10 protein-coding genes are annotated in these 12,779 nt (G+C 39.9%); 2 read left to right on the forward strand and 8 right to left on the reverse strand.

Features of this window, described 5'->3' with window-relative positions:
* From B1K52_RS18380 to B1K52_RS02430, 6 genes are all read right to left on the reverse strand, one after another.
* Positions 1 to 2,966: phosphatase PAP2 family protein (locus tag B1K52_RS18380; protein WP_077305051.1), on the reverse strand; the 2,966-nt coding region annotated here is incomplete at its 3' end.
* Between the two features lie 388 nt (positions 2,967 to 3,354).
* Complete coding sequence (locus B1K52_RS02405; protein WP_077305054.1) at positions 3,355 to 3,696, reverse strand: hypothetical protein; 342 nt, start codon at positions 3,694 to 3,696, stop codon at positions 3,355 to 3,357.
* On the reverse strand, positions 3,697 to 5,535 hold the full coding sequence (locus B1K52_RS02410; protein WP_077305057.1) for a DUF6792 domain-containing protein: 1,839 nt from the start codon (positions 5,533 to 5,535) through the stop codon (positions 3,697 to 3,699).
* A 5-nt stretch (positions 5,536 to 5,540) separates the two neighbouring features.
* Positions 5,541 to 6,161, reverse strand: coding sequence for a hypothetical protein (locus tag B1K52_RS02415; protein WP_077305060.1), 621 nt, complete (start codon positions 6,159 to 6,161; stop codon positions 5,541 to 5,543).
* Positions 6,162 to 6,426: 265 nt separating this feature from the next.
* Positions 6,427 to 7,032, reverse strand: coding sequence for a hypothetical protein (locus tag B1K52_RS02420; RefSeq protein WP_077305063.1), 606 nt, complete (start codon positions 7,030 to 7,032; stop codon positions 6,427 to 6,429).
* Between the two features lie 495 nt (positions 7,033 to 7,527).
* Positions 7,528 to 8,274 carry an SDR family NAD(P)-dependent oxidoreductase gene (locus B1K52_RS02430; protein ID WP_218668035.1) on the reverse strand — a complete coding sequence of 249 codons (747 nt, stop codon included), beginning with the start codon at positions 8,272 to 8,274 and terminating at the stop codon, positions 7,528 to 7,530.
* Between the two features lie 281 nt (positions 8,275 to 8,555).
* Here B1K52_RS02430 and B1K52_RS02435 point away from each other — a divergent pair, with 281 nt between their 5' ends.
* Both B1K52_RS02435 and B1K52_RS02440 read left to right on the forward strand, forming a co-directional pair.
* Positions 8,556 to 10,034, forward strand: a complete 1,479-nt coding sequence (locus B1K52_RS02435) for a flotillin family protein (protein ID WP_077305069.1) — start codon at positions 8,556 to 8,558, stop codon at positions 10,032 to 10,034.
* Positions 10,035 to 10,475: 441 nt separating this feature from the next.
* A complete protein-coding gene (locus B1K52_RS02440) occupies positions 10,476 to 11,240 on the forward strand; it encodes a hypothetical protein (RefSeq protein ID WP_143588817.1) in 765 nt (254 codons plus the stop codon).
* Positions 11,241 to 11,380: 140 nt separating this feature from the next.
* On the opposite strand, the gene B1K52_RS18385 is transcribed toward B1K52_RS02440, so the two are convergent.
* Complete coding sequence (locus tag B1K52_RS18385) at positions 11,381 to 11,536, reverse strand: D-glutamate cyclase family protein (RefSeq protein WP_077305075.1); 156 nt, start codon at positions 11,534 to 11,536, stop codon at positions 11,381 to 11,383.
* Positions 11,537 to 11,760: 224 nt separating this feature from the next.
* Positions 11,761 to 12,576, reverse strand: a complete 816-nt coding sequence (locus tag B1K52_RS02450; RefSeq protein ID WP_256855823.1) for a putative hydro-lyase — start codon at positions 12,574 to 12,576, stop codon at positions 11,761 to 11,763.
* Positions 12,577 to 12,779: the final 203 nt, after the last annotated feature.

Genomic DNA, 12,779 nt, shown 5'->3' on the forward strand with positions numbered 1-12,779 from the left:
TAGGTATTAGTGGCGGTGTTTGGTAGTTTTTGTCCGTCTCCTGCTTCAGATTGTTGCTGTGTTTTCTCGTTTTCCGTTTCAGGTTGATGCTGTGTTTTTCCGTTCTCTTGTTCAGGCCGCGGTAATGTTTCTTCGTCTTCTGTTACAGGTTGCGGCAGTACTTCTCCATCTTCAAAAGCGGTGTAGGTACTTAGATGATTGGTTTGCGCTGTCACGTGTCCATCTTGCCACTCTCCGCCGATTGCTTCCCATTCTTCGCTTTCTGGATTTTGATAGAAGATTTGTACCTTGTCTTGATTGTTTACCTTGTCGCTATAAACGGAGAAAGTCAGTGTCACTTTTTCCTCAAAGGTTTTTAATTCTTTTCCGCCTTGTGTGATTGTAAAGTCATAAACTGCACTTACCGCTTGATCAATATCAGCAAGACGTTCAAACTGAATAGCTGCAGATTCGGATTCATTAATGAAATTCGAAGCTGCTAGTTGCAAGCTTACATTTTTCAACTCAATGTTAATTGTTATGTGATGCTCCTTCAGCCATTCTACTTGCTCTGAAGTAAATGCTAGCTTAACAGAGTCATTCTGTTCCTGTAAATCTATCAATAATTCACCTTGGTCAGCTAGTTGATAAAGCGAGTCTGTCTGAATTGTTGCCTCGCCATCGATAACGTCAGGTGTTACGGTAACACTCGTTTGTTTCTCTGGGCTTTCTGGTTCATCCGTATCTTCTGGATCTTTAGGACCCTCTTCGTTGCCCGGTGTTTCAGGATCTTCTGTACCTGGATCAGAACTATCGATTGGTTCGATATGTGCAACGGCATTGTTGTCGTTATATGTGACTGTTACATCATAACCATCTGCGGTTACCGTATCGAATTTACCGTTCACCTTGTCCGCAGTCATTAACGTAATATCCGCAGCCTTGTCTATCTCATAATTAGAAAGATCTAGTTCCAGCTCTCCGCCATCAAGGTATATCTGACCGTCTGCATGTAGCTGCGTATCGTCATTATCCATTGCGATATCCAGACTGCCGTCTTCCATCGTTACATTACCATTTACATGTAGAGGCTTTTCACTTGTAACTAAAACTGTACCATCTTCTACATAAAGGTCCCCTTCACCAAAGGCAGTCGCAGAAGCAGCTTCTAACGTTCCTCCCTCCAGCAGTGTACCTCCTGCATAACTATTATTTCCTGTCAGTGTAAGTGTTCCTGTTCCTTGCTTGGTTAGCATACCACTGCCAGTTATATCATTTCTCCACCAATCCTGGGCATTAAATCTTCCTTTTGAAGCATCCATATTGACTGTTACATTGCTTAAAAACGAACCGTATCCATCAGAAGCTGTTACTAAATCAATTCTCCCCCAACCATTTGATTCATCTATTACAGGGTAGCCTGATTCAATCTCTGTCGTATACAATACTTCTCGACGCTGTGTATCAGTCAAATAAGGCTGACGCGTTTCCAATAAAGCTTCAGCGCCTTTAGGAACTACAGGGGCTAAACCTTTTACGCCGGTTTGAGGCAATCCGTATGTAAGTTTTTCCCGGTAGAATGCTTTATTTGCTTCATGATCTTCCCATTTTTGTTCATCATATGCACTTTCAAACGTATAGTCCTCTGTTACCGTATGGGCATATTCGTACAAGCTCATTCCTTCTGATGCAGCTAGTTCACCGAATACTTCCCCAGCATTTTTATAAGCCTTATCCAAAACCGCTTCGTTTTCTGCCAGGTTGAATGCGTATGCAGTCATCGCAGTGGATTGTATTCTTCCTCCTATAACATCAAGAGGCGAGTGCATACCAGTAACTATCCTGTTTTCTCCCATTTGAGCTGCTCTGGTTAAAAATTCAGCATATCTTTCAGGCGTTGCGTATGCAAATCCGAATGTTGACAAATAAGATGCGCTTGTATGCCCACTTGGAAAGGCTCCATCTTTCCCTCTACCGTCTTCTGCTTTTCTTTTAACATATTCTAATGCAGGAATTACTTTTACATTTGTTTCGTATTGTTGATGATGCTTTTCTCCTGTTTCCTTTTTACCGCCTGAAGGTAATTCTTCTGCTTTACTTTCCCCACTGCCGATTGTTTTCCATTCAGGTAAACCATTTTCATCCACAACTTCTTTCACTTCTCCATTTGAATTCATTCTGTAAGGCCTTGGAGAGGAGAAAAAGTACTTAGAGGGATTGGAAGAAGCGGGATTTCTAAATCTGAGTAAATGAACTACGTCTAACGCATCTGATAGTTCAGACCCTTCCCATTGCCCCATTCCTTGACTCTGATCCTCTGCAGTGGCTTCTTCCAATAATACATTCATGTCCTCTGGTGATCTGACAACACTGGTCACCGGCTTTACCATATCTACATAAGTATTAGCTAACGGTCCATAAGCTTCCATCATACTGTATATCTTGTCTCTTTGATCATCATAATAAGCCGCTAAAGCCTCTTCATTCGTCCTGTTGTTCGTAACGTCTTCTACATACTTAATATTAGCTTGCCAAGTCGCCGGATCTCTGATTTCTGCATTAGCATATGTCTTCTTATCCGCTACTATCTTTGTCTCGTCATTTTTATATCCATCAAAATAAACAGTAGGCCCGTCACCATACTTCGCAACCTTACCGTTTGCACCAGGTACTGTTAATGCAGTTCCGTCTCGCCAATCCGGTTGATTCATCGACCAAACCTGATCAAAACCATCTAAAATATTGATAAAAGGATTAGTCCCAGCTATATTCTTTAGTATAGGGTCATTTGCATTTCCGCCATGATCTACTGCTGGTAAAGGGTACCCAACTGAAGGAGGACTTGTGTTTAATTCTCCTGCTATCCCTTGAGGTTTGGCAGGCTTTGTCAACTCCTGTTGACTAGCTGCCAAAACAGGAAGCTCCGCAGAATTCACTGCTAGCACTGCAAGTAATAGTATGACTGCGGTTTTCTTAATGAATTTCATACATTTTCCATCTCCTTTTCTAGTGTATGTTATAATCACAACTTCAACTCTATGGGATTCTTGTTAAATGAATGCAGGGATTTTGTTGAATTTTGGTGTTTTTTTTGTAAAGTTGAAGAACGGTGGGGGTACTTGTTGAAAAGCAAGTCTTCGTTTAGAAGTGGAATAATAGATTGTTATTGCTGAAAGTACGCGGTTGAGGAGTTCAGCCAATCCCAACATTTGATATCGAACTCATTTTTGCAATAAAAAGAAGCCTCTCAAAAGTATATCCACCCATGAAAAGCTCCTATTTGTTAATATCTTGTTAGCCATTATCTTTAGAATCCGCTCACATCACGGGAGTTGTGGCAGAGACGTTTCACAACTACCATTAAGCGGGTGCTTATCAATCGTATAAGGACGCTACTTCTTTAAATGTAATGGTTGCGCTTTGCGTTTTCATATCAGCAACTTGATTGCTAAAATTACGCACAATAGTAGGTATCTTCTCTAACGATCTTTCATTGATTCCAGTATCTCTACTGCTTCTTTTCGTCGTTATATCTTTCATCGCATCAATTACTTTACCTTTTTGGTCTTCTCCTACTAGAACGTTATTAGCGAGCTTATAAAAAATTTGATCTTCATCCTGAATTTCGTCGATTTTACGTTTTAATACAGACTTCTTATGACTAAAATCTTCTTCGGGGATTAATACAATAGATTCTTGAATAGAGAATTCAGACATTCATATCCTCCTCGACAAATCAAACAGTGTTGACACTTCTTCATCCTCTTTAAATAACTCTTCAATTGCCTTACGATAGTTTTCAATATAACTAAAACCTGTATCTACGGAAAGTTTCATATCAGCTATCTCTTCATCAAGATCCGCTTGCTCTAAGGGGTAAATTTCGTGATGTACGTTAACGAAGCTGACTTTATAAGAAGGAAATCTGTGTTGTCCGAGTTCGAACGCATAACTTCTAGGGCTAGATTCAACATTATTAATCTCACGCATAACTTTCCATTTTTCATCTTTGTAAGCGAACTCTAATTCATCTCTAACCATCGTCTCTAATTCGCTTATGAGGGTTTGTTTGACCTCTAAAGAAGTTATACCTTGCGTATATAATCTCATAGCGGCCGACATATTCACTTTTATCGGATCACCGCCCCCAGCATCTGATGTGAAAACCAGGTCTTTTCCGACGTAACTCCGATTTCCTCCAGCTAATGCGTTAAGCATTTCCGTAATACTGTGGCTTTCAACAATACCTTCCAAACTTTCTAGTGTGCCGCTCTCCTTAATTCTGTCTAAACTATTAGGAATCTTGTAATATAGAATTGCAGCCACAGCTGCTAATCCTGTATCGCCTATGCCTCTGCGAATCTTATCAAACCAACCATCATCGTCATGCATATTAACGTTAAATTGGACAGCTTCCTGTAAGTTAGTGAGCTCTTTTTCTAAGTTGCCCAATTCTTCAATCATAACCTTCCTCTGGTCCGCTGTTATATAACCGCCTTTATACAACTCAGTAAAAATGACATCGGAGTTTTCTTCCATTAAACGAATGTTTTCTAAAACTCTTGGTAAGTTATCGTTAAGGCCGCTAATCGTTTGATCTACTTCTTCGGGATGCTCTCTATACCACTTTACTGCACCACCTAGGCTATATTCATCCAAACTTTCTAAATTAGCTCCTAGAAGCTGATTCATCGATTGATTAAATCCGCCTTTTTCGTCACCTTCTGCGTAATCGGTAGCGAGTACCCTTAAGCTTTCGATCACAGGAGCGGGTATTTTATCGATCATTTCTTTAAGCCCGCTGACATCTGGATTGGTGTCTACAATTTTCGTATCACTAAATTCTGTGATGAAACCAAATTTCTCGCTTATGGAATACAAAGGATCATCTTCGGAAACAACATTGTGAATCTTAGTTCCATTATCACGATAATAATCAACGGTAAATTGCCTAAGCTCTGCGAAAGGGATGTCTCGTATTTCTTTTGGATTTCTTAAATCAAATTCGTTATTTATTTCTTGAGCAAAAGCGAAATCATAACGAGCAAGTTCGTATGGAGATACCATCAAGCCATTAACACCATACACCTCATCAAAAGTTCCTTCTGTAAGTCCAGTCATACCACTGTTGTGAAGACCTAGGGAGTGATTGAAGGAAATAACTTCACTTTCTTCAGGGTTTATATCGAAATGTCTTTTAGCGTCTTCTGTGAATTCTTTTGCTGCTTCCACTTGTTTTACTGTAACTCCAGAGAAGGGGCCTTTTATATTATAGAGCCAATCTTCCATACCTTGTGTACCTTGAGAAATGACATAAAGGTTGTGCTCTCCCTCACTCGAGATAGATAACGCGGTTCCGTCGTAATGAGATTTAAAGTTAGAAGTCGATTCCGAATCCGACGAATGATATACCTCTACGTCTCCTTCAAAGAGCTCACCTGTCTCTTCCAGGTAAATTGTTTTAAATGCCTGTTCCATCTTATCTGGGTCATTACCATACTCTGTATCAACAAGTCTCATCCAAACAGTGTCTAATTTAATCTTATCCAAAGACATTGTGATCACTCGCTTTTGTTAGTGTCGAACTTGATAGATTCTATAATTGTTTTAATACCTGAGGTTTCTGAGTCCGCAATTTTTGCGCATTCCTCTCCGCTTAATCCATCTTTGCAATTCCAGGTGGCGTAAAATTGAATTTGTTGATTGTTGTCGTTCCACACTAAGCCTGTAACTCCATCAACTTTTCCGCTTTTTGCTTCTGCAAACTCTATTTTTTGTCCTTCTACCTCGGATTCTAGAGATTCGAATTGCAGCTCCTCACTAAAGCGGCCAGACATCGATTTTTTACTGATCTCTTCGTCCACCATAAATGCATAGTATTCTAAAGTTATACTCCAGACTAAGTCCCTATCATTGTCCGGATGATAAAAAATGATCACTTCACTGCCACCATCTGAATCCTTAGAGTACCCAGTATCATCCATCACCATATCCTCTGGAAAGTCCAATGTAAAAGCCCCTGTCTTCGCTTTCAAAGGATAATAACCATCTCTTACTGGTTTGGTAGATGTTAAAAACTCTTCGGTAAATGGATCGTTGAAAGCCGCTACATCCGGCTTGGATTCAACTTCATTTTGTTTTCCTTTTCCTGAACTTTGATTAGAACCATCACCATTTGACACTTCACACCCTCCTACAATTAAAGTTGTTAATATGAGAGCAATCACAATTCTTAGTCTCACGTAGCGTAACCTCCAATATGGATATTGCTGCATTTATTAAAATTATATAAAACATATCCATTCATTCCCAGTAGGTTAATGTAGAAGTAACAAAACACTTCTTTAGTCCAGGGGTAAAAGAACTGCTCAGTAATTATTTTTCTGGAAGGTATGACATATGACAATAAAACCGGATATATTTTACACTTCCTTAAACACATTGTAATCACCCACTTCTGTTCTCGAATAACTCAATGGATTCGATAACCGATTTCAGCTTTTCTTTTTCTGAATTTTTAAGTTCAGCGCATTGCTCCTCGCTTAAGCCCTCTATACAGTTCCATAAAGAATAAAACTGGATTTGTTGACTATTATCATTCCATATTAAACCGAGCACTCCGTCATCAGTTTCAGCAAACTCAGTGTATTGACCTTTTACGCTCGTTTCTAGTGTTTCAAATTCTATTTCTTCTCCGAATCGATTTGATAATGAATCCTTACTTGATTCCTCGCTTACTACAAAAGAATAATACTCAACAATTACATCTGCCACTAAATCTTTATTTTCAGGGTGATAAAAAGGTATTACTTCGCTCCTGTTATAAGGTCCAATATTGTATCGTGTTTTGTCAATAATCATATCCTCAGGAAAATCCAAAGTGAAGGCTCCTGACTTCGCCTTTAAAGGATAATACCCTTCTCTAACAGGTTCGGTGGATGTTAAAAACTCTTCGGTAAATTGATCGTTAAAAGCCTCTACATCCGGCTTATCTTTAGTTTCATTTTGATTATTGTTTCCTGAAGACTGATTAGAGCCATCGCCATTAGACACTCCGCATCCTCCTATGATCAAAGTAGTTAAAATGAGAGCAATTACAATTTTAAGTCTCACGTAGCGTAACCTCCAATTTAGGTATTGCTGCAGTCATTAAAATTATATAAAAACGTATCCATTGATTCCCAGGTATTTGATAACTAAATAACTAAAACAATACTTTTGACAGGGGTTAAAAGCAATAGTTCCAAGATTAAAAGGTTGTCCTGAGGAAATTTAATATGCCTATTTTCAATGCTACAATGAATCCAGCTAAGGTACCTATGCTCTGTACCTATGCTCTCTATGAAGTATCCAATCATCCCCTCCTCTATAGATGAGAACTCTATCTTCATACCTCCTTCATAAAATCACCAATAGACATTAGATATTGACCATAGATATCCCGTTGTAAAATTTCTGCCCCGCGCATCCATACTAGAAAAGAAAAAGGAAAACCCTTCATCCTCAGGTTTTCCTTTTTGTATCAGTCTTTAAAGTATGTCCGTTTATTTAAGGCAGACTTAACTTGGAAGTTCTGCCGCCATCTACTGTATATACTTGCCCTGTGATAAATCCAGCTTCATCGGCTGCTAGGAAGGCTGCAAGTGCTGCAACTTCTTCAGGAGTTCCTGTCCGTCCTACTGGGTGGATTTTGCCTATATCACGGCGGAACTGCTCTGCGTCATGAGCATTTTCGATAAATTCGAGATTTAAATCTGTATCAATCCAACCGGGTGCCACTGCATTACAGCGGATGCCTTCGTGGCCATGATCCACCGCTACTGCACGAGTAAGCCCATGAATACCAGCCTTCGTCGCGCAGTAAACAGCATGACCAGGATTAGCAGCTAATCCTTCTACCGAACCAGTATTCACAATACTTCCTTTCGTCTTACGCAGGTAAGGCAGCGCTGCACGGATCATTAGGAAAGGAGCCGTAAGATTAACATTTACGTTACGCTGCCAATCCTCCAGGCTCAGCTCTTCGATCGACGCTTCCTGCATCATCCCCGCATTATTAATCAACACATCAACTCGCCCTTCACGAGCGATGACCTCTGCCACAACCCGCTCAGCCGTGTTAGGGTCGGAAAAATCTGCCGTAATACCGTCAAATTCCTTGTCTTCTCCACGCTGCGCGGTAATCACTGTAGCACCCTCATCAGATAACCTCCGGGCAACAGCACGCCCAATCCCCGAACGTCCGCCTGTGACTAGTGCCACTTTATTTTCAAACCGCTGAATTTGTCTTGTCATTATTATGTACCTCCTTGTCGGTAAATTTACCTTTAACCTGGATAACATCCAGCCTAAACTCATATTAATGAAGGAATAGCCTTTCAATTCTCATTCTAACTTTTGCATAGTGTTAGCGAAAGTATTTCACTAGTGCTTTCACTCCCGTTCTTCTCCCACTATATACGCAGCTGCATTCTACTATTTATATCTAACTTTTTTCAATATTATTAAGTTAACGAAACTAATAATCAATGTAACTCGTAATGTAATCTAAATACATAAAAGGGAGAAATGTACACATGTTAGAAGGTATTACTATTGTCGCCATTATCATTACACTTGCTGTGCTGGCAGCAATCGGAGGAACTATATGGTTCATTTATATGAAAGTTAGATTCCGCACCGTCCCATCCAACGAAGCACTCATCGTTACCGGACCGAAACTTGGGGATGAGACAAAAGAAACGAATATTTATAAAGATGATCAAGGACGTTACATGAAAGTTATCCGTGGCGGCGGTCACAGACTAAGAATGTTCCAAACCGGCACAAAAGTATCTTTGAAATCATTCCAATTACAAATCAAAACACCAAAAGTATATACCGCTCAACACGTTGGTGTTTACGGAGAAGCTGTCGCAACAGTCAAAGTAGCAGACACACTAGAAGGTATTGTCCGCTATGCCGAGCAGTTCCTCGGGAAAGAACAGGAAGAAATCGAGCAGGAAATTGGTGAAGTACTAAACTCCAGTCTGCGGGCTATTTTATCCAGTATGACGGTGGAGCAAATCAACGGCGACCGAGAACGTTTCAATGAAGATGTGCGTAAAATCGCCCAAAAAGAACTAAATGACATGGGCTTCCGCATCACCTCACTTGGTCTTACAGACATTAGCGATGACGATGGTTATTTGGAGAACTTGGGCCGTCCGCAAATTGCAGAGATCGAAAAAGAAGCTGAAATTGCAGAAGCGAATAACAAACGGGAAACAGAGCTAAAACGAGCAGAAGTAAACGAAGAAGTATCCCGCGAAAAGTATCAGCGCGAAATGAATATCGCAGAAGTGCGTAAAACAAAAGACATTAAAGATGCACAAATTAAAGCAGAAACAGAGCGAGAAAGAGCCATCGCCGAAGCCGCATACGAACTAGAAAAAGAAGAAAAACGCCTAGGCATCGAGAAACAACGTCTGGAAATTAAAGAACAGGAACAAGAAAGTGACTTAAGACTGCGCCAGAAAGAACGTGAAAACGACGTTAAACTAGAACAGCAGCAAGTAGAAGTACAAAAGCAAAAAGCCGAAGCAGAATACCTCACCAAGACAAAAGAAGCACAAGCCCGCGCCGAAGCAAGAAAAGTCGAAGGTGAAGCAGAAGCCGCAGTCATCCGACAAAAGAGCATTGCCGAAGTCGAAGCAATCGAAAAACGCGCCCAAGCAATGGCGAAGCACCAAGACGTCATCTTAAGAGAAAAACTAATCGACATCATGCCAGATTATGCACGAGCAATCAGTGAATCATTCAGCAATGTCGAATCTATTCGTATTTTGGATAATGGATCAGGCGGTGGCATTAACTCCTTGCCTAACACTGTGACAAACACGATGGCAAATCTGCAGGAGAGCCTTGGACAAATGACGGGCTTTGATTTGGAGGGGTTCTTGCAGAATATTAGTACGCCGAAATCAACTAATGATGCGGATGAAAATCGAGTTAAATCTGAGCAGCAGCCGCAGATTATGTTTGATGATTCTGACGAACAGGATACAAACAAATAAAAAAGTGAAGAGACCTATGCGCACACATGGGTCTCTTCGCTTTTTTTCAAACGTTTACTAATTCAGCTCTATCCCGTAAAATCTCCTTTTCACTGTTTTTTTCCTATTATGGTGAGAAGCGGATGCCGCGGTTATCAAAGAAAAGAATATAGCAAAGGTCGCAGCGATCAGGATTCTGTAAAATTGGATACAAATGATAGATTTAAGCTCCCCCTCTCATGAGACTAAATTCCAAAATGATTTCATCATTACTTTTCTTCTAGTCACTGAATGAATTGAATAAATCGTACTACGACACAACCAATCTTTTTAGTTCTTTGGTCTACCTTCCACTTATAATTCCTCAGAAAGAAAAGGACTTCGTCCGATTTACAAGTTAATTGGTAAACGAGATAATATATGGTACTCCGTACATTAAATGAAAGGAAGTTATAATTGATCATGAAAAAATTATCAGCTTTATTATTTATAACCTTGCTGGCAGCTTTCCTTACTGCTTGCGGCAATGAAAACACTGAGAAGGATTCCAACGCAGAAAAAGCTGAAAACAGTCAGTCTGAAGAAAACAAATCAACCGATCCACCAGCCAAAGACGATGTTTCTGATGTTGAGCTGACAGTTGATGCAGAGAAAACATATCTATGGAAAGCATCATCAGGTGAAACCCAGTTAAGCTATTACACAAAGGTCGTGAATGAATCGGACAAACCAGTAGATGCCTCTAATGCTGCAATAGCCTTTAATAATAAAGATAACGGTCAAAAAATAGCACTTGATGACAGCGAAATTACTATAACTCCTTACATAATTGCACCTGGTAATTCTGCATTTATAAGTGTGCAACAATCAGGGGTTGATCTGGACACGGACACTCCTATATCTGCAGAATTACAGGCTAACTTGACTCCAGCTGAAAAATCAGCAGATTATGCAGATGTAGACTACATTAACGTTGGTATGGGAGATACCGGCTTAGTATTAGAAGGTGAAATTAGTAACCCTAGTTTAGAGTCCGTCACAGGAAAATTTGAAGTGGTAAGTGCACTCTATAACGGTCAAGAATTTCTAGGCACGATGAACACATCTGTAGACGCAACGCTACCACCAAAAGTTCCTATTGGATTTAAAATTACAGAACCACCTTTCCCTGACGTTGCTTTGGAAAAGATAGATTCATACGAAGCTTTAGTTTACATTATTAGGTAATAGGCTGAGCTAAAATTAGTACTTTGTGTTATTTAAATAATTAGAAAAGACTGCTTCCTTATACTTGGGAAACAGTCTTTTTCACGTTTATACAGTTGTAATACTTATATAGCATAGGGAGAACTATGAACTTATTTAATTTAATTATCTCGCAAAAATCCCTCATTCGTAACATCTGTCACAAACATATGGCCCGGAGCATGTGTGATTACCAATGCATGCATTTTTAAGTGTATCGCTGCAGATTGAGGTGTTACACCACATTCCCAAAAGACAGGCGTTTTTCCTTCTGCAATCTTCGTATATTCACCCTAATCGGATTTGGGTTTACTTATATTGATAATACCTATTGTTTTCGGATCTCCACATGTATTGGTGAACCATGCACGTTTGGAAACTGCGCCGTAACATCAATTGCCTTTTGAATGAGTTCGTTTTGAACTACCCCCTGTCAAGTAGACAGTAGAAATAATAAAATATATCAGAAGGCATTAGTCCTATATTCTAGAACACTAATTAATCAAGTTCTATCCCGCAAAAACTCTTCGTTCGTAACATCTGTAATAAACATATGCCCCGGCGCATGCGTAATCACATACGGAATCTGAGAATGAATCGCTGCTGATTGCGGTGTCACACCACATTCCCAGAAAACAGGCGTTTCCCCTTCTGTTATTTCCACAAATTCGCCAAAATCAGGTTTGCTGATATCTTTAATCCCTATTTCTTTTGGATTTCCCACGTGAACTGGCGAACCATGCATGTTCGGGAACTGTGCGGTAACGTCAATTGCTTTTTGCACAAGCTCGTTTTTTATCGGCCTCATGGACACTACCACAGGTCCACTGAACTGACCAGCCGGCTTTGTCTGACTGTTGGTAATATACATCGCCACGTTTTTGTTCTGCTCAATATGCTTTAAAGGTACGCCTTCTTTTAACAGCTGACTTTCAAATGTGAAGCTGCAGCCGATTAAAAACGAGACAAAGTCATCCCGCCAGATCTCTTTCAGGTCATGAACCTTCTTCGTTAATTTGCCATTCTCATACACAAAATATTGCGGAATATCACTGCGAATATCTGAACCAGCAGCCAGCACAGATTCAACTTCTCCGGCTTCTAATACGTCAATGATTGGACAAGACTTCGGATTTCGATTCGCAAACAGCAGAAAATCAAAAGCATATTCTTTTGGTACAATTGCTAAGTTTGCTTGGACGTAATCATTTGCTACACCAGATGTGTGCGATTTATGTTTACCGCTTCTGATTTGTTCTCTTATAGTACTTGGTTTCATCTGTAATTCCTCCTGTGGCTCTTTATCTATTCTATTCATTCCATTTAATCCCTTTAATTATGAGGCTGAAAAAAGGTACATTTACCCTCATTTCTTTCAATATTCCTCCCCTTTTAGGTTTTCTTTTAGTCTACTATATTTCAGGCCTCATTATCTTTACCGTAGACCCTCTTGATACACTTCCCACAACTTATCACCTACCCAAACAAATTGAATACTTTGCCATGTTGGTTTTTAGGACA

The sequence above is a fragment of the Terribacillus halophilus genome (genome assembly GCF_900162685.1).
GTDB lineage: Bacteria > Bacillota > Bacilli > Bacillales > Amphibacillaceae > Terribacillus > Terribacillus halophilus_A.